Origin of the sequence: Bacillus pretiosus, assembly GCF_051294775.1 — a bacterium.
GTDB classification, from domain to species: Bacteria; Bacillota; Bacilli; order Bacillales; family Bacillaceae_G; genus Bacillus_A; species Bacillus_A wiedmannii.
The window spans coordinates 150,872-172,287 of record NZ_JBPPHF010000003.1; the positions used below are offsets into that span (position 1 = coordinate 150,872).

General features: G+C 36.0%; 19 protein-coding genes and 2 pseudogenes. 15 read left to right on the forward strand and 6 right to left on the reverse strand.

What is annotated here, in order from left to right; genetic code table 11:
* Window positions 1-205 precede the first annotated feature (205 nt).
* A complete protein-coding gene (locus tag ACSG5Z_RS17290) occupies window positions 206-2,797 on the forward strand; it encodes an S-layer homology domain-containing protein (RefSeq protein WP_435711816.1) in 2,592 nt (863 codons plus the stop codon).
* Between the two features lie 95 nt (window positions 2,798-2,892).
* Here ACSG5Z_RS17290 and patB1 read toward each other — a convergent pair whose 3' ends face one another.
* Entirely contained in the window at window positions 2,893-4,083 is a 1,191-nt protein-coding gene (patB1, locus tag ACSG5Z_RS17295) for a secondary cell wall polysaccharide O-acetyltransferase PatB1 (protein WP_435711817.1), read from the reverse strand.
* A gap of 24 nt (window positions 4,084-4,107) precedes the next feature.
* Complete coding sequence (locus ACSG5Z_RS17300; RefSeq protein WP_435711818.1) at window positions 4,108-5,523, reverse strand: MBOAT family O-acyltransferase; 1,416 nt, start codon at window positions 5,521-5,523, stop codon at window positions 4,108-4,110.
* Window positions 5,524-5,763: 240 nt separating this feature from the next.
* Between ACSG5Z_RS17300 and ACSG5Z_RS17305 the strand changes: the two genes are divergently transcribed.
* Window positions 5,764-6,072, forward strand: a complete 309-nt coding sequence (locus ACSG5Z_RS17305) for a putative quinol monooxygenase (protein WP_435711819.1) — start codon at window positions 5,764-5,766, stop codon at window positions 6,070-6,072.
* A gap of 36 nt (window positions 6,073-6,108) precedes the next feature.
* On the opposite strand, the gene ACSG5Z_RS17310 is transcribed toward ACSG5Z_RS17305, so the two are convergent.
* Entirely contained in the window at window positions 6,109-7,488 is a 1,380-nt protein-coding gene (locus tag ACSG5Z_RS17310) for an O-antigen ligase family protein (protein WP_435711820.1), read from the reverse strand.
* 308 nt (window positions 7,489-7,796) lie between these two features.
* Between ACSG5Z_RS17310 and ACSG5Z_RS17315 the strand changes: the two genes are divergently transcribed.
* The 3 genes from ACSG5Z_RS17315 to ACSG5Z_RS17325 all read left to right on the forward strand — a co-directional run bounded on the left by ACSG5Z_RS17315 (window position 7,797) and on the right by ACSG5Z_RS17325 (window position 9,360).
* Entirely contained in the window at window positions 7,797-8,585 is a 789-nt protein-coding gene (locus tag ACSG5Z_RS17315; RefSeq protein WP_088608471.1) for an enoyl-CoA hydratase, read from the forward strand.
* A 113-nt stretch (window positions 8,586-8,698) separates the two neighbouring features.
* Window positions 8,699-9,016 carry a YjcN family protein gene (locus ACSG5Z_RS17320; protein ID WP_435711821.1) on the forward strand — a complete coding sequence of 106 codons (318 nt, stop codon included), beginning with the start codon at window positions 8,699-8,701 and terminating at the stop codon, window positions 9,014-9,016.
* Window positions 9,017-9,033: 17 nt separating this feature from the next.
* Window positions 9,034-9,360 (forward strand): nucleoside triphosphate pyrophosphohydrolase, encoded by a 327-nt coding sequence (locus ACSG5Z_RS17325; protein ID WP_087985736.1) that lies wholly within the window; start codon window positions 9,034-9,036, stop codon window positions 9,358-9,360.
* A 21-nt stretch (window positions 9,361-9,381) separates the two neighbouring features.
* On the opposite strand, the gene ACSG5Z_RS17330 is transcribed toward ACSG5Z_RS17325, so the two are convergent.
* Entirely contained in the window at window positions 9,382-9,561 is a 180-nt protein-coding gene (locus ACSG5Z_RS17330; RefSeq protein WP_435711822.1) for a hypothetical protein, read from the reverse strand.
* A gap of 126 nt (window positions 9,562-9,687) precedes the next feature.
* On the opposite strand from ACSG5Z_RS17330, the gene ACSG5Z_RS17335 reads away from it, so the two are divergent.
* The 3 genes from ACSG5Z_RS17335 (at window position 9,688) to ACSG5Z_RS17345 (ending at window position 13,671) form a co-directional block, all read left to right on the forward strand.
* A complete protein-coding gene (locus ACSG5Z_RS17335) occupies window positions 9,688-10,737 on the forward strand; it encodes a M42 family metallopeptidase (protein ID WP_137013316.1) in 1,050 nt (349 codons plus the stop codon).
* Window positions 10,738-10,977: 240 nt separating this feature from the next.
* Window positions 10,978-12,567 (forward strand): N-acetylmuramoyl-L-alanine amidase, encoded by a 1,590-nt coding sequence (locus ACSG5Z_RS17340; protein ID WP_435711823.1) that lies wholly within the window; start codon window positions 10,978-10,980, stop codon window positions 12,565-12,567.
* Window positions 12,568-12,717: 150 nt separating this feature from the next.
* Window positions 12,718-13,671, forward strand: coding sequence for a TRM11 family SAM-dependent methyltransferase (locus ACSG5Z_RS17345; protein WP_157349468.1), 954 nt, complete (start codon window positions 12,718-12,720; stop codon window positions 13,669-13,671).
* 142 nt (window positions 13,672-13,813) lie between these two features.
* On the opposite strand, the pseudogene ACSG5Z_RS17350 reads toward ACSG5Z_RS17345, so the two are convergent.
* Window positions 13,814-13,999 (reverse strand): annotated as a pseudogene (locus tag ACSG5Z_RS17350) (YflJ family protein); the annotation flags it as partial.
* A gap of 147 nt (window positions 14,000-14,146) precedes the next feature.
* Here ACSG5Z_RS17350 and ACSG5Z_RS17355 point away from each other — a divergent pair.
* From ACSG5Z_RS17355 to ACSG5Z_RS17385, 7 genes and pseudogenes are all read left to right on the forward strand, one after another.
* Window positions 14,147-14,608 (forward strand): VOC family protein, encoded by a 462-nt coding sequence (locus ACSG5Z_RS17355; RefSeq protein ID WP_137013312.1) that lies wholly within the window; start codon window positions 14,147-14,149, stop codon window positions 14,606-14,608.
* Window positions 14,609-14,784: 176 nt separating this feature from the next.
* Window positions 14,785-15,837 (forward strand): proline racemase family protein, encoded by a 1,053-nt coding sequence (locus tag ACSG5Z_RS17360; RefSeq protein WP_435711824.1) that lies wholly within the window; start codon window positions 14,785-14,787, stop codon window positions 15,835-15,837.
* A 19-nt stretch (window positions 15,838-15,856) separates the two neighbouring features.
* Window positions 15,857-16,834 (forward strand): ornithine cyclodeaminase family protein, encoded by a 978-nt coding sequence (locus tag ACSG5Z_RS17365; protein ID WP_435711825.1) that lies wholly within the window; start codon window positions 15,857-15,859, stop codon window positions 16,832-16,834.
* A gap of 352 nt (window positions 16,835-17,186) precedes the next feature.
* A pseudogene (locus tag ACSG5Z_RS17370) lies at window positions 17,187-17,471 on the forward strand (oligopeptide/dipeptide ABC transporter ATP-binding protein); the annotation flags it as partial.
* A complete protein-coding gene (locus ACSG5Z_RS17375; protein ID WP_435711826.1) occupies window positions 17,464-18,435 on the forward strand; it encodes an ABC transporter ATP-binding protein in 972 nt (323 codons plus the stop codon). The pseudogene ACSG5Z_RS17370 and the gene ACSG5Z_RS17375, both read left to right, overlap by 8 nt.
* A gap of 634 nt (window positions 18,436-19,069) precedes the next feature.
* Window positions 19,070-19,474 (forward strand): alpha-ketoglutarate permease, encoded by a 405-nt coding sequence (locus ACSG5Z_RS17380; protein ID WP_435711827.1) that lies wholly within the window; start codon window positions 19,070-19,072, stop codon window positions 19,472-19,474.
* Window positions 19,475-20,072: 598 nt separating this feature from the next.
* On the forward strand, window positions 20,073-20,231 hold the full coding sequence (locus tag ACSG5Z_RS17385; protein WP_000548948.1) for a hypothetical protein: 159 nt from the start codon (window positions 20,073-20,075) through the stop codon (window positions 20,229-20,231).
* Window positions 20,232-20,448: 217 nt separating this feature from the next.
* On the opposite strand, the gene blaIII is transcribed toward ACSG5Z_RS17385, so the two are convergent.
* Window positions 20,449-21,396: a class A beta-lactamase BlaIII gene (blaIII, locus tag ACSG5Z_RS17390; protein WP_435711828.1), complete on the reverse strand. Its 948-nt coding sequence runs from the start codon at window positions 21,394-21,396 to the stop codon at window positions 20,449-20,451.
* Window positions 21,397-21,416: the final 20 nt, after the last annotated feature.

Genomic DNA, 21,416 nt, shown 5'->3' on the forward strand with positions numbered 1-21,416 from the left:
TAGTATGATGAACTTGTTTCAAGAAATGGTATTTAAACCTTATATTTACATTTAACGGTTTGTATCATTTTATTATATGAACTACTTTTCATTATAGTATTTTTGTTTGTGCTTTTATTGTTTTATGGTTTTTCTAACTAGCTAGTTTTCAAATTTAATATGATATGAAACTAGTAGCATATTCCTGAAGGAGGAAATTTATAAAATGGCAAAGACTAACTCTTACAAAAAAGTAATCGCAGGTACAATGACAGCAGCAATGGTAGCAGGTGTTGTTTCTCCAGTAGCAGCAGCAGGAAAATCATTCCCAGACGTTCCAGCTGGTCATTGGGGATTAGATTCTATCAATTACTTAGTAGATAAAGGTGCAATCGAAGGTAAGCCAGATGGTACATACGCTCCAGCTGAAGAAATTGATCGTGCTTCTGCTGCGAAAATTATGGCAATTACATTAGGTTTAAAAGTTGAAGAGGGTGCACAACCATCTTTCAAAGATGCTAAAAATCATTGGGCTTCTAAATACATTGCAGCTGTTGAAAAAGCGGGTGTTGTTAGAGGTGATGGTAAAGAAAACTTCTCTCCAGATAAAAAGATTGACCGTGCTTCTTTCGCTTCTATGATAGTAGGTGCTTATAACTTAAAAGATAAAGTTAACGGCGAGTTAGTTACAAAATTTGAAGATTTATTAGATCATTGGGGTGAAGAAAAAGCAAACATTCTAATCAATCTTGGACTTTCTGAAGGAACAGGCGGAAACAAATGGGAGCCAAATAAATCTGTATCTCGTGCAGAAGCAGCTAAATTTATCGCAGTAGCAGATAAAAAATATGGCAAAAAAGATAATGCACAAGCATATGTAACTGATGTGAAAATTTCTGAACCAACGAAATTAACATTAACAGGTACTGGTTTAGATAAGCTTGCTGCTGAAGATGTAACTCTTGATGGAGACAAAGCTGTTGCGATTGAAGCAAGTGCTGACGGTAATTCTGCAGTTGTAACACTTGGTGGTAAAGTAGCTCCAAATAAAAATCTTACTGTAAAAGTGAAAAATCAATCATTCGTAACGAAATTCGTATACGAAGTTAAAAAATTAGCAGTAGAAAAACTTACATTTGACGATGATCGTGCTGGTCAAACAGTTGCTTTCAAATTAAACGATGAAAAAGGTAACGCTGATGTTGAGTACTTAAACTTAGCAGATCATGACGTCAAATTTGTAGCAAATAACTTAGATGGTACATCAGCAAACATCTTTGAAGGTGGAGAAGCTACTTCTACTACAGGTAAACTAGCTGTTGGCATTAAGCAAGGTGATTACAAAGTAGAAGTACAAGTTACAAAACGCGGTGGTTTAACAGTTTCTAACACTGGTATTATTACAGTGAAAAACCTTGATACACCAGCTTCTGCAATTAAAAATGTTGTATTTGCGGTAGATGCTGATAATGATGGTGCTGTAAACTATGGCAGCAAGCTTGCTGGTAAAGACTTTGCTTTAAATAGCCAAACTTTAGTTGTTGGTGAAAAAGCATCTCTTAGTAAATTAGTTGCTACAATTGCTGGAGAAGATAAAGTAGTTGATCCAGGATCAATTAGCATCAAATCTTCAAACCACGGTATTATCTCTGTAGTAAACAACTATATTACTGCTGAGGCTGCTGGTGAAGCTACACTTACTATTAAAGTAGGTGACGTAACGAAAGATGTTAAATTTAAAGTAACGACTGATTCTCGTAAATTAGTATCAGTAAAAGCTAACCCAGACAAATTACAAGTTGTTCAAAATAAAACATTACCTGTTACATTCGTAACAACTGACCAATATGGCGATCCATTTGGTGCTAACTCAGCTGCAATTAAAGAAGTTCTTCCAAAAACAGGTGTAGTTGCAGAAGGTGGATTAGATGTAGTAACAACGGATGCTGGCTCAATCGGTACAAAAACTGTATCGGTTACAGGTAACGAAGTAGGCGAAGGTACAGTTCACTTCCAAAATGCTAATGGAGCTACTTTAGGTTCATTATATGTGAATGTAACAGAAGGTAACGTTGCATTTAAAAACTTTGAACTTGTATCTAAAGTAGGTCAATACGGCCAATCACCTGATACGAAACTTGACCTAAATGTTTCTGACACAGTTGCATATCAATTATCTAAGTACACTTCAGATCGCGTATACTCTGATCCTGAAAACTTAGAGGGTTATGTAGTTGAGTCTAAAAACAAAGATATAGCTGATGCTAAAATTGTTGGAAATAAAGTTGTTGTAACAGGTAAAGCACCAGGTAAAGTTGATATCCACTTAACGAAAAATGGTGCAACTGCTGGTAAAGCGACAGTTGAAATCGTTCAAGAAACAATCGCTATTAAATCTGTAAACTTCAAACCAGTTCAAACAGAAAACTTCGTTGAGAAGAAAATCAACATCGGTACTGTATTAGAGCTTGAAAAGAGTAACCTTGATGATATCGTAAAAGGTATTAACTTAACGAAAGAAACACAACATAAAGTACGTGTTGTAAAATCTGGTGACGAGCAAGGTAAACTTTACTTAGATAGAAACGGCGATGCTGTATTTAACGCTGGCGATGTAAAACTTGGAGATGTAACAGTATCTCAAACAAGTGATTCTACACTTCCAAACTTCAAGGCAGACCTTTACGATACTTTAACTACTAAGTACACTGACAAAGGTACATTAGTATTCAAAGTATTAACAGATAAAAATGTTATTACAAGCGAAATCGGTTCACAAGCTGTACACGTTAACGTTCTTAACAACCCAAATCTATAATTCGATTATAGATGAAGTAAAAAATCAGTGGGGATTCATCCCCACTGATTTTTTAATAGAAAGAAGGCTCTTGTACATTTACAAGAGCCTTCTTTCTATTTCTTAAACTTAAACATATCCCCACTCAAATTCGAATCACTATACACGAACAATACCATGTTAATATTGTTGTCTTTAATGTATTGATATACATCTTTTTCGTGATAGTGACGCAGGTCGAGGATAGATGTGTGTTTGAAGCTTTGTGCTAAGTGTGGCACGATTGCGTTTGCGAATGAGTCTTTTAGGACTAAGGCGCGTACTTCATTTGGTGCATTGTTATTTTCGGTGACGATTTCTGGATAGTCGTCCGTGTAATATCCTGCGTATGATGTTGTATCTTTTTGTTTTTCTACGCCGTATATGTCATCTAAGTTTTGATGAACAGTACCTTTCACATCTTTTGCGGTAACGCTTGTGAAGTTGAAACCGCCTTTCGGTGTGTAGTAGCACAATTTTTCCCCAGTTGCATCGATGAGTTGGTATAGTTGGTTGTTGAAGCTTCCGACTAAATGTTTATTTTGCGCACATGTACGAGTGTAGTCTTCTTTTTTTATTTCTTTTCCTTTATATATAGAAGACTGTTGCCCGATTGTGTTCATTATATATTGGTAGCCTAAGAAGGCACCGCCCATATTCCAATGATGATCTGTTTTGAAATACATGTCCTGTATTTCTTCGTTCGTATAGTTCTGTTTATAGTGTTCCATAAGTTTTATTGGCTTTACGTCAGCTGGAAGTTTTGTTAGAAAGTAATTTAAATTGTCCTGTGCATAAGTGTGAATATGAGAAGGTAATTTAAATGATAATGCATTCGTTTTTGACGGTGGTAAAGCAAAGTAAAACTCGACGTTTTGTTCTTTTAAAAACTGAGATAAGTCGTTTATAGCAGGCATGGATTGGTCAATTTCGTTATATTTTGTCGTCCACGCCGGGTTTTTTAGGAGCCATTTATCATCAGTTAAAATAATGTCGTTAATGAGAGACTTGCCCATATTAATTTGGGCAATCGTATAGTTTTTAATAAGCTCATCTCGTCCGATTAATTGATCATTTGTGTATGTTTCAAAATCTTTAAAGAAGCTACCAGTTAGGAGAGCTTCTTTCGTAAGTGCTGGTTTTTGAGCGAGCGGCCGATTTTCAACTGGTGAAATGTCTCGGTCTGTTTTGAGTAACGATAATATGCCAAATGAAAAGATAATGGTGAGAAAACCGATAAACAGGATGAGGTTCCCCAATTTTTTCATAATAACTTTTCCTTCCTACATCAGTTAAAACCTGAAATAAATAAATGGATTATATGTTGAGTTAATCAAGTACATAACCGAAATCATAAATAATGTTAGTAATAATATAGGACGTACAAATTGCGTCGTGAACATATACGTTTTTGGCGCAAGTTCTAGTATGTTTTTCATTCGTTTTAAAATTGGAGTCGCTGCGATAAAGGCAATGAGAAATACGATAATGTATTCATGTACGTATAACATTGTATTGTCATCGATGAAAGATTGTCCTCCTATGCCGAACATCGCTTTTAAATATTGGAACGAGTAAGCGAAGTTGTCAGCTCGGAAGAAGACCCAACCGATCATAACGATTAGTAATACGTATGTATGTTGCAGCGGTTTCCATAGTTTGTTTAATATTTTTTCGAATCCAGCTTTTTCAATTGAAATAATAAAGCCATAATATAAGCCCCAGGCGATAAATGTCCAGCTCGCCCCGTGCCATAAACCAGTTAATCCCCATACGATGAAGAGGTTACGATAATTCGCTAGTTTTGAAACACGGTTTCCGCCGAGCGGGATATATATGTAATCGCGGAACCAAGAACCAAGTGTAATATGCCATCTTCTCCAAAACTCTGAAATAGATTTAGAGATGTACGGGTAGTTGAAGTTTTTCGGGAAATCAAATCCGAACATTTTTCCAATTCCGATTGCCATATCAGAGTACCCTGAGAAATCGAAATAAATTTGGAGAGTGTAGGCGATAATACCGATCCATGCCGTTCCAACACTTATTTCAGATGGTGGTAAGGCAAATATTTTATCGGCGACAAATCCTACTTGGTTGGCGATTAATATTTTTTTTGCTAATCCGAGAACGAAAATTTGAATACCTTCTGTGAATCGTTCAAAAGAATGGATGCGCGTTTTAATTTGCTCAGCGACGATATTGTAACGAACAATTGGTCCGGCAATAAGCTGAGGGAAAATAGATATATATAGCGCTAAATTAAGTGAATTTTTTTGAACATCCCCATCTTTACGGTATATATCGATGACATAGGACATCGCTTGGAATGTATAAAATGAAATTCCGATTGGTAGTGGAATAGGTTCCACATGAATAGATAAATGCAATGATTTGTTTAAAATGTCTGTGAAAAATGAAATATATTTAAAATAAGAAAGTAATAAAATATTTCCGACCACAGCCATAACTAAAAATGTGACTTTCATATTTTTTCGTTTATCATAATGATGCACAAGTAGGCCAAAGCAGTAGTTTAATACGATGGAAAAGAGCATTAAAAGAACGAAACGCGGTTCGCCCCATGCATAGAAAATTAAACTAAATGCAAGTAATACGAAATTACGTAGCTCGGCACGCACTATAAAATAGAGAAATAATACGAGAGGTAAAAAGATAAATAAGAAAATCGAACTACTAAATACCAAAGGACTCTCCTCACTTTTTTCGAAATACATTTCGTGCAAAAAAAAACCGACATATCTATTATATATTCTTTTATATAATAGTGCCTTTAATATTTTATCATGTTAATAATTTGATTAAAATAATTATTCTATATAAGTAGTTTCTCATTTCATACATAAGAAAGGTGTGCCATTAAGTGTTTTTTTTATGGAAATTATTAATTTTGAGATAAGAGAAGTGGCATAATTAGGGGGAGAAGAATGAGTAAATTCGGATTGTATGGTAAGTTTATTGTGGAAGAACGTAATCGGGAAGAATTAACGAATATTTTGCTAGAGGCTGCGGAATCGATGAACGTATTTCATAGTTGTGAGGTATATATTGTAAGTACTTCTGATGACGAGCCAAATGCTGTATATGTTTTTGAAGTATGGAGTAATGAAGAAGCACATAAAGCATCTTTAACGTTAGAGTCTACACAAAATTTAATAAAGCGAGCAAAACCAATGATTACTGGAGCAGAAAGAATTAGCACTTTGAATGCTAGAGGCGGTAAAGGGTTGGAATAGAAAAGAAGCAGCATCCATCTGGATGCTGCTTCTTTTCTATTCTATTTCTAAATCAACAATTAAGTAAGCGAGTATCACAACAAAGAAAATGCTAACGGCTGGTGCTGTTAATACGTGTCCAGACATAAAGCCGATACCGAGCGATAAGACGAGTGTGCTAGCTAGTAGCATATGTTTTACGCTAAATAGTTTCTTGAAGTTTGTGATCAAGCGAATGAATATTTTTATACCGAAATAAAGAAGTGGCAGTAAGTACATAAGGAAGCCAACAATTCCGAATGCGAAGAATAGGTCGTGGAAATCCATTTCGACTAACTTCATTTTCGTTGTATAGTTACCAGCGTACCCCATTCCAAATAGTTTTTGAGATAGTGGTGCTTCTTTATAGTATTGTTTATATACTTTTAAAAACTTGTCGCGATCACTGTAAATTAAACTTTTCATTTCAGAGTCTGTTAGTTCGCCTTGCTCATGTTCTTCTTCTGTAACTACTTTTCCTTCTTTTCGGTCTTTTTCTTCTTGTACTGATTTTTTGTATTCATATATTTGTAAATGGATGGTCATATTTTTTGCGATAGGAGTTTGCGGTGTAAGTACGAGTAACCCTCCTAATACGACAGCAGCAACAACTGTATTTACAAGATATGTGAATCCTTTTCCTTCTTTTTTACGATGTATCATATATTCAATGAATAAGAAGAAAAGGGCGATACCAAGTGTAATAACGATGGCACCATAGCCTACTTTCGTTCCAATCATAATGCTTGCATACATTGCAACTACAGTTGGAATCCAGTAATACGATTTTGAGAAAGAAGTTGTTTTATGAACTGAGTATAAGACAACGATTGGGAACATAATTGCAAAAATGGAACTTAAATCATTTCCAGCAAAGAACCATCCTCTTGAACCGATCTTTGAGTTCGGATAGCTTGGGAAATCTGTACCAGTTGCCATAGCCGCGATGATTGAAATACTTAAAATTAACGTTGCATATAAGAAATACGTAATGATTTTATGAAACGCGTAGTCGCTATTTTTTAATTCTTTTAGTGCGATAATATATCCAAACAGTAGTACTATTGGATATACACTTTTCAAAATAAATTTCACTTCTTCTCCAAATGAAACTGGAGATTTGACCATTAAATTATTCACAAGGCCAATTGCGAGTACAATGCCAAATAGACATAAATAAAGAATATACTTTTTCGCGCCTTGTTGTTTATGATGAAGAAGTAGATAACCTAATGCAAGAAGCATAAAGGCGAAACGGACTACGATTCCGACTGTTGCGCTCATGTGTAATACATAGATTGAAAAAGACGTTAACAAATCTAAAATTGGTTGAAACACAATGAATAGCAGTAGGAAATGCGGGAAGTAGTTATCCGTCTGTTTGAACTTAGTAACCATATGTTCCTCCATTTCTTCATTCCTTTATTTCAGAACCTCTATATAAATAGGAAGGAGAATGAATTTCTATATTTAATTTTTATATCAGACTTAAGAATACACCATTTCATTGTAATGGTAAATAGATGAAGAGAGGTGATAAACCGACTTTAATTTCTATATTTTTCAACGGAATTGTATGTTTTATACAAGGTCATATACAAATTACGAGATTATTAGACGGAAAATTGAGAAAAAAGAAGGGTTTTTCACCACCTTTCTATAATTATATAAGTATAATCTTTATGTAGAAAAGAGGGGTATATATAATGGAAGTAACAAGTAAAACAGAATCTGTCGTTGTGAAATATGAAGGGCACGTTGCAACGGTTATGGTCAATCGCCCAGAGGTGTTAAATGCATTAGATGAGCCAACATTAAAAGAGTTATTACAAAAATTGAAAGAAGTAGCGGAGAGTTCTGCACACATTGTTGTGTTATGCGGAAGTGGTCGTGGTTTTTCTGCGGGTGGAGATATTAAATCGATGCTTTCAAGTAATGATGAAAGCAAGTTTGATGGCATTATGAATACCATTTCTGAAGTTGTTGTAACTTTATATACGATGCCGAAGCTTGTTATTAGTGCGATTCATGGACCAACTGCTGGTCTTGGGTTAAGTATTGCGTTAACAGCTGACTATGTGATGGCAGATATATCATCCATTATTGCGATGAACTTTATTGGAATCGCTTTAATTCCAGATGGTGGAGGCCATTTCTTCCTTCAAAAGCGTGTCGGTGAAAATATGACGAAGCAAATTATTTGGGAAGGAAAGAAATTATCAGCAACAGAAGCGCTTGATATCGGTTTAATTGATGAAGTAATCAGTGAGGATTTCCAAACGGCTGTGAAGCAAAAAATTAGTGAATGGTCACAAAAGCCGATCAAAGCGATGATTCAAACGAAGCAAATTTTATGTGAAGTAAATCGCTCCAATTTAGAACAAACATTGCAACTTGAAAAGCGCGGCCAATATGCGATGAGACAAACAGCGGATCATAAAGAAGGCATTGCTGCATTTTTAGAAAAACGTTTGCCTGCATTTAAAGGGGAATAAAGTGAAATTTGAATTAATAGTAGTTTTACTGCCGGTTAATTTAAGGTAAAGGGGAGAAAGTGCTAACACATTTTAGTATAATTGTGTTAGCACTTTTTTTTTAGGAGTAATATATGAAGAAAATTATTGGTGTTATCGGCATGATTGTAATAGCATATTATACTTTGCATAGTACACCATCTATGGCTGTGCGAACTGCGTTGTTTTTTGAAGGACATCCAAGCGTTGCGTTTTCTGGCGAAGTGACGAAAGAAAAAGATGTGAAAAAAGAAGCAATTCCAGCTGAGTACCAAACTCTATATGGTAAGGAAGAAGAATTAGAGCACTATTTCTTTCCTCACGTAAGGGCACATGGATCAGGAATTGATATGCTTAGTGCGTGCGTGAAGAAAAAATGTTTTTTCTATAAAGCAGAGCTCGGATGTTATTAAACATAGGAGGATGAATGATGTCAGCATATAACAAGTTAGTAAGAGATCGTGTTCCAGAGAAGATTTTAAGGTCTGGAAAAACATATACAGCACAAAAATTAACAGGACAAGCATACATACAAGCTTTAGCGAAAATTGGAACGGAAGAAATTCGTGAATTTGCTTCTATGAAAGAGCGTGAACATGCGCTAGATTCTCTTGCGGATGCACTGGAAGTGATCATTTCATTAGCGCGTGCAGAAGGTGCAACAATTGAAGATGTAGAACGTCTTCGTAAGAAAAAAGAAATAGAGCGCGGTGGATTTGAAAGAGGCATTTATTTGTTGGATGTTTCAGAAGAATAGTTTCGTAGGGGAAGCATAGCGTTAGTGAGTAACGTTATGCTTTTTTGTTGCAATTAAACTAATAATGAAGAAGATAACTGTTAATACCCAGCCAATTGTAATAGAAGTAGTAGTGTGAACTGCATAAGAAACTTGTAAACAAAATAATGATGCTAAAAACCAAATGAGTGCAATGTGTATATATTTTTTTGATATATTCATATTTTATAACTCCTTTTGTATACTAAAAAGAATTTTACCGCAATTTAGAAAATTAAGCTATATGAGTAGAGGATTTATAGTAAATTCGGTATACTAAATAATAGAGAAAATGAGGAGGGAACGACAATGGCACATCATGCGAAAGAAACGATGGAACTTATTAAGGAGCTTGTCTCTATTCCAAGTCCATCTGGAAATACAGAGAAAATCATTCGTTTTATTGAAAACTATGTAAGTGAGTGGAATGTAGAAACGAAGCGTAACAATAAAGGCGCTCTCATTTTAACGGTAAAAGGGAAAAATGATGCACAGCACCGTTTATTAACGGCACACGTTGATACGTTAGGTGCGATGGTGAAAGAAATTAAGCCTGACGGTCGTCTGAGTCTTTCTATGATTGGCGGATTTCGCTGGAACTCTGTAGAAGGAGAATATTGCGAAATTGAAACATCAAGCGGTAAGACGTATACAGGAACGATTTTAATGCATCAAACATCTGTGCATGTATATAAAGATGCAGGTGAAGCGAAACGCGATGAGAAAAATATTGAAGTTCGTATTGATGAGCGTGTATTTTCAGCTGATGAAGTACGCGAATTAGGAATTGAAGTAGGAGACTTCGTTTCATTTGACCCGCGCGTTCAAATTACAGAGAGTGGATACATAAAATCACGTCATTTAGATGACAAAGTAAGTGTTGCGATTCTATTAAAATTAATTAAGAGATTACAAGATGAAAACATAACATTACCATATACAACTCATTTCTTAATTTCTAATAATGAAGAGATTGGATACGGTGGTAACTCTAACATTCCAGAAGAAACGGTTGAATATTTAGCAGTTGATATGGGAGCGCTAGGTGATGGACAAGCATCTGACGAGTATACTGTATCTATTTGTGCAAAAGACTCTAGTGGTCCGTATCATTATGCACTGCGTAAACATTTAGTAGAGCTTGCGAAAACGAATCATATTGAATATAAAGTAGATATTTATCCGTACTATGGATCGGATGCATCAGCTGCGATTCGCGCTGGATTTGATGTGAAACATGCATTAATTGGAGCGGGTATTGATTCTTCTCATGCGTTTGAGCGTACACATGAAAGTTCGATTGCTCATACAGAAGCACTTGTTTATGCATATGTATTATCAGAGATGATTGCAGAATAAGAAAAGAAATAGGCTACCTTTAGTGGCCTATTTTTTGTTTGCAGAGAAATCGACTTTATTTAACAAAAAGTAAATTAATTATATTTTATTTTACAATATTAAGAAAGTAGGTTTACTACATAATTCGAGTATTATAAAATGATAGAGGCGCATTAATTTTTTTTGTTCGGATTTATTGAAATTTATATATTAAGATTACGCGTTATTAAAAAGTGATTGTCGAGAGGAGTATTATTTTTTATGAAGTATCGTGCAGTCGCGGCAGGTATTTTAGCCGCAAGTTTATTATCGTCTCCAGTAAGTAGTTTCGCAGCAGCGAAGAAGTTTTCGGATGTTCCTACATGGGCGCAAGAATCAGTTAATTATTTAGTAGAAAAAAAAGCGCTTGATGGAAAGCCAGATGGAACGTTTTCTCCATCTGAAGCAGTAGATAGAGGATCAGCTGCAAAAATCATAGCAGTCGTTCTTGGTTTACCGATTGATCCAAAAGCAAAACCATCTTTTAAAGACGCACAAAGCCATTGGGCAGCACCGTACATTGCTGCAGTGGAAAAAGCAGGTGTAATTAATGGAGATGGTACTGGTAAATTTAATCCATTCAATAAAATGAACCGTGCATCTATGGCATCTATGTTAGTACAAGCGTACTCATTAGATAAGAAAATTATTGGAGAACTTCCAACACAGTTTAAAGATTTGGAACCTCATTGGGGTAAGAAACAAGCTAATATTTTAGTAGCCTTAGAGATTTCTAATGGTACGGGAAATGGCTGGAATCCTGAAGGAACTGTAACTCGTGCAGAAGCAGCTCAGTTCATTGCGATGGCTGATAAAAATAAAACAAATACATCAAAAAGAATGTATATGAACAGAAACTTTATTACATATCATCAACCATCATTATCATCTGGTATTACTGACGTTCAGCATAAGCCACAAATGGTTGAAGTGAAAGAGCAAAGAGCAGACGGCTGGTTGAAAATTGTAACAAGTAAAGGTGAGAAGTGGACACCTCTACAAGAAAAAACAGAAACAATTAACCAAGACTTTACTGCATATGAAACAGCTTCACATAGTTCTCAAGTGCTAGGTACATATAATGCACAAACAGTAACGATTATGGAGGAGAGTGGCAGCTGGATTCGTATCCGCGTAGGCGCTGGATTCCAGTGGGTTGATAAAAATCAATTAAACCCAGTAAAACAAGAGAACTTCTTAGAAGGTAAAGCGATTATTATTGATCCAGGTCATGGTGGAATTGACTCAGGTAATCCTGGTTATTACGAGAAAGAAAGTGAAACTGTATTAGATGTATCATTACGATTAAAGAAAATATTTGAGCAAAGAGCACCATTTACTGTTATGTTCACTCGTACAGATAATACACGTCCAGGAGTAGACTCAACAGATTCATTGAAAAAGCGAGTAGAGTTTGCACAGGAACATAATGGAGATATTTTTGTAAGTATCCATGCTAATGGCTCTCAATATAAAAATGGACAAGGTACAGAAACATTATATTATCAGTCAGCAAGAGCAAAAGTAACAAATCCGCATGTAGAAGACAGTAAGTTATTAGCACAAAAAATTCAAGACCGTCTTGTAGCAGCACTTGGAACAAAAGATCGTGGTATAAAACATCAAGACTTATACGTAACTAGAGAAAATACAATGCCAGCTGTATTAACAGAATTAGCATTTGTAGATAATAAAAGTGATGCAGATAAAATTGCTACACCAAAACAGAGACAAGCTGCAGCGGAAGCGATTTATCAAGGTATTTTAGATTATTACGAAGCGAAGGGTAATAACGTATCTTCTTTCCGTTAATAAATTAAAAGAGATTGCCAATAGGCAGTCTCTTTTATTTATTAACCTTTCTCTTTATTTCCAGCATGTGATATCATTTAATTTTACGTAAAAAAGATATTCGAATAATTGTAATCATAATAATTTTAAACGATAAAGGATGATAATAGATTGAGTAATCATAGTACAACACCTGCATGTATATATACGTATGCATTTCGTGAGGAGGAGCGTGCTTTATGTTATTTGGAAATGCGCTCGTTCTTTGGAATGGAGTCTCACGTTAATATTTTGAAAAGTAATGTCAAAATTGAGCCGAGTAGAAGTGCATTTATTAAAGAGCGCGTTGAGGTTATGTACGAGGGAGACGACTTAGAAAGCATTTTAAAACAAGTAGAACAAATTGATTTGGCGGGGGCGTCATTTAAAGTTATCTTCGTTAAAATCAATGATCTTGGCAAAGAAAATAAAATTGAATATGGGGAAAGACGTCTCATTGAACGCGACCTCGGTATGCATATTGAAGGAGAAGCAGATGTTCGTAATCCAGAGCGTGTATTCGGGATTGTTCCTCTTGGAGGACGCTGGTACTTCGGACACTATGTAGAAAGTGAGCCAGTTTGGTATCATCACATAAAAAAACCGCATAGTTATTCGACATCTCTTAGCACACGTGTTGCGAGATCAGTTGCAAATATCGCTGTACCAAATCCAGATGGAGTACGAGCAATTGACCCGTGCTGCGGTATTGGAACAGTAGTAGTAGAAGCACTTTCTATGGGAATTAACATCGTTGGTAGAGATATAAATCCACTTGTAGTTCTTGGAACGAGAAAAAACATCGCACATTTCGGATTTGAAGGGACAGTAACAATAGGTCCAATTGAGGAAATTACTGAGAACTACGACGTTGCAATTATCGATATGCCGTACGACTTATTTACGCATGCAACACCAGAAGACCAGTTCTCCATTCTTTCAAGTGCGCGCCGCATCGCTAAAAAGGTAGTCGTTGTCACGATGGAAACAATGGACGACATGATTCATGAAGCAGGATTTGAAATTGCAGATCGCTGTATTACAAGAAAAGGATCATTTACTAGACAAATTCTTGTTTGTGAATAAGAAAGGAAGGTCACCCGTTTGGGTGACCTTTTTTGTTTGATATTGATGTGTGATTGGTTGGTAGTGTAGATAGATGAATTAGGGGGATTTGTCGGTAAGTCGATATCCTATGTCGAATCGCCGATATCGTTAAATTAGTATATTACTGTTCTTTTAATTTCTCTTGTTGTGCAAGTAATAAATTGCGTAAGACGTGCCCGCGGTAACTTTCTAGTTTTCGTCCTTCAAGATAGCGTACGCCTAATTTTTTTAATTCAGCTACGTACCAGCCTTTCGTTCCGTAATACATTGGATCACTTCCTTTTTGCTTTTGAACAGTATATGTGGCGGGGTGAGAGAATTTTCTTTTTTATTCAGCATTAGGGCAACAAAATTGAAAAAACATGTAAGGGGAATATGATATTACTTCTATTTCTAGGTTATTAAAATAGGCTTTATAGTAAGAATTTCTAAAAATATAAAGGGGGAATATGCTTTGTTTCCAGGTACTTTATATGAAACACATGTTAAAACAAGAAATTTAGAAGTAGCAAAAGAGTTTTATACGAAACTTGGATTATTTCATGCTCGCACAATTGAAGAAAGACGTGTAGCATTCTTTTGGTTTGATAAAGATAATAAGAAGGAACAAATGCTGGGCATTTGGGAGGTATCAGAAGAAGCATTTCATACAAGTCACTTTGCATTTAAGGTAAACTATGAAGAAATCATTCATGCAAGAGAATGGCTTCTTAATAAAGGAATAAAACCAAGAGCTGCTTTCGGTCTTGAACCGTCTGAGCCTATGGTTCAGACATGGACACCTACTGCCAATCTTTATTTTTATGATCCGGACGGTAATTCTTTAGAGTTTCTATGCTTACTTCCTGAAAAGAAAAACGTAAAACAAGATGTTATGCATTTAAGTGAGTGGGAAAAACTGCCGAGCGAAATATAAATTTGGTTTTGGCTCAAACCCCTCAAAATAATTTAAAAAGGAACCATAACTTTGCTCAAGCAGTGACGTTATGGCTTTTTTGTTTAATAATCACTCACTGTCTACTGTATAAAAAAATAGACAGTAGTGTATGCTTTTTTACACAATGTATACAAATTTATACCCTATGCGTTGGCATGATATTTGCAATAAAAATAGTATCAACATATAGGGGAGAGATAGAAATGAAGGTTAGTAAAGTGTACACGACAATTGATGCTCACGTAGCTGGGGAACCGCTTCGAATTATTACAGGCGGTGTGCCAGAAATAAAAGGGGAAACGCAGCTAGAAAGACGCGCGTACTGTATGGAGCATTTGGACCATCTTCGCAAAGTTCTTATGTATGAACCGAGAGGACATCACGGTATGTACGGTTGTATCATTACTCCACCTGCAAGTGCTCATGCTGACTTTGGTGTATTATTTATGCACAATGAAGGCTGGAGTACGATGTGTGGTCATGGCATTATTGCTGTTATTACAGTCGGAATTGAAACTGGTATGTTTGAAGTGACAGGTGAGAAACAAAAGTTCATTATTGATAGCCCTGCCGGGGAAGTCATTGCGTATGCAACATATAACGGGAGCGAAGTAGAGTCTGTATCATTTGAAAACGTTCCTTCATTTGTATATAAAAAAGATGTTCCTATTAAAATAGATAACTATGAATTTCAAGTAGATATCGCGTTTGGCGGAGCTTTTTATGCGGTAGTAGATAGTAAAGAATTTGGTTTGAAAGTCGATTTCAAAGACTTATCTGCTATTCAAACGTGGGGCGGTAAAATTAAGCACTATATCGAGAGCCAAATGGAAGTAAAACATCCACTTGAAGAAGGATTAAAAGGAATATATGGCGTTATTTTCTCAGATGATCCGAAAGGGGAAGGCGCAACTTTACGAAATGTAACAATCTTCGCTGACGGGCAAGTAGACCGTTCTCCTTGCGGCACAGGAACTTCCGCAAGAATCGCAACTCTTTTTGAAAGAGATGCCTTACAAAAGGGAGAAATTTTCGTCCACGAATGCATTACTGACGGGAAATTCGAGGGGGAAGTGTTGTCGGTAACAGCGGCAGATACATATGAAGCTGTCGTTCCGAAAGTAACGGGGAATGCCTTTATTACAGGATTTCATCAGTTCGTTGTAGACCCGAGAGATGATTTGAATCGGGGATTTTTGTTAGGATAAGAGGAGGAGGTGGAAAGATATGCTAGTCATAAGCGCGAACGAACAACGAAACTTAGTAAATATGAACGAAGTCATTGAATACGCGGCGCTTGCTTTACAAGAGTTTTCCGCAGAAAGAACGATCACACCAATTCGCGGCTCATTACCATTTGCGAACGAGAAAAATACGGCATTAATTATGCCTTCAGTAGCGGAAGGACTTGAGGCACTTGGCTTAAAAGTAGTAACAGTAGTCCCCGAGAACAAAAAGATAGGAAAGAAAACGATAAACGGGATTGTGATGCTATCAGACTTTCAAACGGGAGAACCGCTGGCGCTTTTAGAAGGATCCTACTTAACAATGATTCGAACAGGCGCCCTATCTGGAGTAGCGACAAAACATTTAGCTCGACATAATGCAAAAACTTTATGCATCATCGGGACGGGTGAACAGGCGAAGGGAATTGCTGAAGCTGTATTTGCGGTAAGAGCTATCGAAAAAGTCATTTTATACAATCGAACAGAAGAAAAAGCGTATGCATTCTCGCAATATATACAAGAGAGATTCAATAAACCTGCATATGTTCACACAAATGCAAATGAAGCAATAAGCGAAGCAGACATCATCGTCACAACTACGAACGCATCCACACCAGTCTTCTCAGAAAAACTACAAAAAGGCGTCCACGTAAACGCCGTCGGCTCATTCAAACCGAACATGCAAGAACTACCATCCCACGCCATCGCGGGCGCAAACAAAGTAGTAGTCGAATCAAAAGAAGCAGCATTAGAAGAAACGGGTGATCTTCAAGTTCCGATACAAGAAGGTTTATTTGAAGCAAGCAACATCCATGCCGAACTCGGCCAAATCATTAGTGGAGAAAAAGCTGGTAGAGAGAACGATGAAGAGATTACCATTTTCAAATCAGTTGGTTTGGCGGTGGTAGACATTATTGTTGCGAAGTATTTGTATGAGAAAGCGGTGGAGAATGGGGTTGGGAATAGGATTGAGTTTTGAGGGACTGCCTTTTGGTGGTCTTTTTTGTTTTTGGGCGTGGTACGGTTGCGGGCAAGCAGAAGGCTTATCCTATAGATTTTCTAACTTTTTATCCATTTATTATGCATACAAGATTTTAACGAGAAGTATGTTTCAATTTTTCCATCTTTCAGTTTGAAGACAAGTTGATCAGCATATAAATTAATTTCTTTGTAGGTTACAACACCTTTCTGATAGGACACATTGACTACTTGGTATCAAAGTAGCCTTTTTCATTTTTGTTTTCCTATTTTGAGTGTTATGGTCTTAACTTTGAATAACAAACTCTATTAATATAAAATATAGAAACAATTCACAAGAAAGAATCATGTAAGAAGGACCTGTATTTGATATTTTCCAATCACCGAATCATCCATATACGAAAGGGCTATTAAACTCCTTGCCGAAAATATTGAACGGCGTAAAAGAAAGACTCGCGCCAATTCAAGGTGTAACGCCAAACTTATTAAACCCGCCAAAAGGTTGCCCATTCGCAGAGCGTTGCCCGCATGCGATGGACATTTGTGAAAAAGAACGTCCGCCATATTTTGAAATTGGAAACGAAAGACGTTCTATGTGCTGGTTAAACGATAAGACAGTAGGTGATTTACATGCATGAAGAAAACTTAATTGAAGTTCGAAACTTAAAAAAGTATTTTCCTATTAAAAAGGGACTATTCGGCAGAAAAACAGAGCAATTAAAAGCAGTCGATGACTTAAGCTTCACAATTAAAAAGGGTGAAACATTCGGATTAGTAGGAGAATCGGGCTGCGGAAAATCAACGACAGGAAGAAGCATCATTCGTTTACACGATGTCACTTCAGGGAACATCTTATTCGACAGAAAAGACATCGCAAGTTTAAAGGAAAGTGCACTAAAAGAATATAGAAAACGAATGCAAATCATTTTCCAAGATCCATACGCATCATTAAATCCGTCGATGAACGTATTCCAAATTATTAGTGAGCCAATGAACATTCACGGCTCTTACGAAAAAGAAGAACAAAAAGAAATCATATTAGACCTTCTGAAAAAGGTAGGATTAAAAGAAGAACACTTATATCGCTATCCACACGAATTTAGCGGAGGACAAAGACAGCGCATCAGCATCGCGCGCGCACTATCTGTAAAACCAGATTTTATCCTATGTGACGAACCAATCTCAGCACGAGATGTCTCAGTCCAAGCACAAGTCGTAAACATGCTGCAAGACATCCAAGAAGAAACAGGTGTCACATACTTATTCATCGCACATGACCTATCAATGGTACGGCACATATCAGACAGAATCGGAGTCATGTACCTAGGAAACATAGTAGAAATTGCCGACAGCGAAGACCTATACACAAAACCGGCACATCCATACACACAAGCACTACTCTCATCCATGCCAGAACCAGATCCAACAAGCACAGGCAAAGAACGGATCATCCTGCAAGGCGAAGTACCAAGCCCGCTAAACTCACCATCCGGCTGCAAATTCAGAACGCGCTGCAAATTCGCCACTGAAAAATGCGCGCAGGAAGTACCGAAGATGGTTGAGATTGAGAAGGGGCATGAGGTGGCTTGTCATTTGTTTTAGAAGGAGAGCATCTGGGGAACCTGGTGGTATTTCAGTTGGTAATATGATAACTGGTATGGCTTGTAACGTTAAACAATTTATATAATAAACAATAAACATAAAAAAGAGCTAAGGTTCTCATACAGCTGTAGCTCTTTTTTATGTTTGTTAAATAATATCCTTTCAAAAAAATATTTAAGTCTATATTTATAATTTTTTCTATCTCAATGCATAAAGACAGGGGAGGATTATATTTAATTCCCTTCCATACTTCTGATGTGGTGTTTTGTTCACGGATTTTTAACATCTTTATTTACAGTGTTTTGAATGTAAACTAATAATAAAAAGTTTGCTTTCAAATTAGAAAAGGTTAGTCCCTCACTCCACTCCAGCTAAAAACCTCACACCCAAAAACAAAGGGGAATTCAATTGTTCAAACTCATATAAAGTTTCAATCTTGTCTAAGCATTCATTAGGATATACAATTGATCATCTATTTTTCTTTACATAATCTCCAGATACAGTCCATATCAACTATAGATTCTTGTCTTATGCTAAATGTAATCAAAAAGCAAGTAGATAAAGATAATGACTAAAACATTAACTCTAGATACTTTTTTGATGAATATTACAAATAAACAGGAGGTAATGAAAAATGATTAAAACATTATTAGCAGGAGCACTTTTAAGTACAGGATTGGTAGCGGGGGGTGCAGTAGGTGCAGATGATGCGAAAATGGACAATTTAAAGTCAAATGAAAATAGTTCAAATCAAGTAATTACACAAAGTGCAGATGGAACAACGTCTTTCTCACAAAACTTTGATTTACCTAAAGATGCAGTGCCAGCAACTCCTAAAGGAGACGCAAAAACTGTTGAAAGAACAGAAGGTACAGGTTCTCAAGAAGGAAAAATGGTACCAACAAAAGAAGGTACAGATTCTCAGCCTGGATTTGAAATGGGAGCCCCTGAAAAACCAGAACATGCAAAAACTGTTGAAAGAACAGAAGGTACAGGTTCTCAAGAAGGAAAAATGGTACCAGCAAAAGAAGGAAATTAAATAATATATAGTTATAACGAAGAGCATCCAAAAAGTGGTGCTCTTTTTATATTATAGGAATTAACTAGTTCTACTGAATATAGAACAGTAGGAGGAATTGAGACTAGAACATGGGGCCTATCTCTTCAAATCATGGTGTTTAGGGCAATAGTTTTGGTGGTAACGTTACAATACAAACATTTTATTAGAGATTTTCTAAATTTACATACACTCTAGATAGACTACATATCAACTTCAGATACTTGTTTTATGATACAAGTAATCAAACAAAAGGAGGGCAATACAAAATGATTACAATAGTATTAACAGGGCACTCTTTTATGTACAGGAGAGTATTAGCAGGTGGAGCAAATGTTGAAGATGTACAGACAGATAAGCATATTCCATATGAACAAAATGAATTGTAGCAAATTCTAGAAAAGTACGATTCAAAGAAGTTTGAGTTATAAAAAGAAAATAGATAAATATAGTGAAATAAATAAATTAACAAGAGAAAAGTACTTTGTGTATATCACAGGTGCTTTTTATTTTCATTTTGATATAGGGCTTGAATTAAATTTTTAGACTAAAATATATACGGCAAAAAGGAGGGAGTATATTGCACAAAATTATTTATGGAATATTAATTTTAATGTATACTTTGTATTCATTTTTTGTAAGTGATGGAAGTGAAGTAAGGTTTATTATGGTGTTAACTATAGTACTTATCTTTTCTGTAGTTTTAGAAAAAGGAAATGCAAACAAAACGACTGATTAAAGGTCTTTTTGTTTGCATTTTTTAGTTGGCTATTACAGTCCAGATGTTTTAGGGATAGCACCAAATTGCCATCAAGCTTAAAGAATCATTTATCCCCAAACAATAAAAATGAGCTTTTTATTACAAGTTAGCACCAAATTTCGTTTTTGGGACACTATTAAATTTTTAGTTGATGAAAACACCCGCCTAAAATAGAAAACTTTTAACCTATTATCATTTATTCCGTAGCTTTTAAGGTATTTAACACGACCTTGGTTGCGTCTGCAATAAGTTTATCATCGTATTTAGCATCTTCTTTATCATGATTAGAAAGTATAGCAAGAATAATCGGCTTTTTATTTGGTGGCCAAATAATTGCGATATCATTTCTTGTTCCGTAAGATCCCGCGCCTGTTTTATCAGCTACTTCCCATCCTTTTGGTACGCCCGCACGAATCAATTTATCTCCAGTTGTATTTCTCTTCATCCAATCTACTAATAGTTCACGTTTTTCTATTGGAAGTGCAGTTCCTAATGTAAATGATTGAAGTGTCTTAGCTATCGCTTCTGGTGTGCTGGTATCATGTGTTTCTCCTGGATGCACTTCATTTAATTCAGGTTCAAATCGTTCTGAAGTAGTAACAGTATCTCCCATTTCTCTCAAGATTTTTTCAAATTCAGAGGGCCCCCCTAACTGTTTAAGAATCAAATTATGTGCTGTGCTGTCACTATATCGAACAGAAGCATCTGCAAGTTCTTTTAACGTCAGTCCTGTATCAACATGCTTTTCAGTAATTGGATTATAATTAGAAAGATCTTCATGAGTATACGTAATCCTTTGATCAAGAGCTTCTAATGAGTTCTTGCGTAAAAGAGCGCCCACAGCTAATGATTTAGATGTAGATGCAAATGCAAAACGATCATCTGAATGATAAGCAACAGTTTGATTTGTACCTGTGTCCAGTGCATAAATACCAAGCTTAGCATCATATTCTTTTTCAAGTTTAGCGAAAGATTGGTTACCTGTATTTTCTTGTTTAATTTGATTAGCTTGATTCGTTTGTTTAGGTGGTTCAGATTGAGTGTTACTATTGGAACATCCTATAAGTGATACACATGAAAGTAATACTACAGGCACAATCTTTTTGTAATGTAAAATGTTAAAGAACTTGTTTAAAACGAACATAAATTTTCAACCTCTTTCAA

Coding starts and splice junctions, on each gene's coding strand:
- blaIII (WP_435711828.1), bottom strand. CDS start 21,396: ATGTTCGTTTTAAACAAGTTCTTTAACATTTTACATTACAAAAAGATT.
- ACSG5Z_RS17365 (WP_435711825.1), top strand. CDS start 15,857: ATGCTAGTCATAAGCGCGAACGAACAACGAAACTTAGTAAATATGAAC.
- ACSG5Z_RS17305 (WP_435711819.1), top strand. CDS start 5,764: ATGAGTAAATTCGGATTGTATGGTAAGTTTATTGTGGAAGAACGTAAT.
- ACSG5Z_RS17335 (WP_137013316.1), top strand. CDS start 9,688: ATGGCACATCATGCGAAAGAAACGATGGAACTTATTAAGGAGCTTGTC.
- ACSG5Z_RS17310 (WP_435711820.1), bottom strand. CDS start 7,488: ATGGTTACTAAGTTCAAACAGACGGATAACTACTTCCCGCATTTCCTA.
- ACSG5Z_RS17375 (WP_435711826.1), top strand. CDS start 17,464: ATGCATGAAGAAAACTTAATTGAAGTTCGAAACTTAAAAAAGTATTTT.
- ACSG5Z_RS17320 (WP_435711821.1), top strand. CDS start 8,699: ATGAAGAAAATTATTGGTGTTATCGGCATGATTGTAATAGCATATTAT.
- ACSG5Z_RS17340 (WP_435711823.1), top strand. CDS start 10,978: ATGAAGTATCGTGCAGTCGCGGCAGGTATTTTAGCCGCAAGTTTATTA.
- ACSG5Z_RS17330 (WP_435711822.1), bottom strand. CDS start 9,561: ATGAATATATCAAAAAAATATATACACATTGCACTCATTTGGTTTTTA.
- patB1 (WP_435711817.1), bottom strand. CDS start 4,083: ATGAAAAAATTGGGGAACCTCATCCTGTTTATCGGTTTTCTCACCATT.
- ACSG5Z_RS17380 (WP_435711827.1), top strand. CDS start 19,070: ATGATTAAAACATTATTAGCAGGAGCACTTTTAAGTACAGGATTGGTA.
- ACSG5Z_RS17315 (WP_088608471.1), top strand. CDS start 7,797: ATGGAAGTAACAAGTAAAACAGAATCTGTCGTTGTGAAATATGAAGGG.
- ACSG5Z_RS17290 (WP_435711816.1), top strand. CDS start 206: ATGGCAAAGACTAACTCTTACAAAAAAGTAATCGCAGGTACAATGACA.
- ACSG5Z_RS17360 (WP_435711824.1), top strand. CDS start 14,785: ATGATATTTGCAATAAAAATAGTATCAACATATAGGGGAGAGATAGAA.
- ACSG5Z_RS17325 (WP_087985736.1), top strand. CDS start 9,034: ATGTCAGCATATAACAAGTTAGTAAGAGATCGTGTTCCAGAGAAGATT.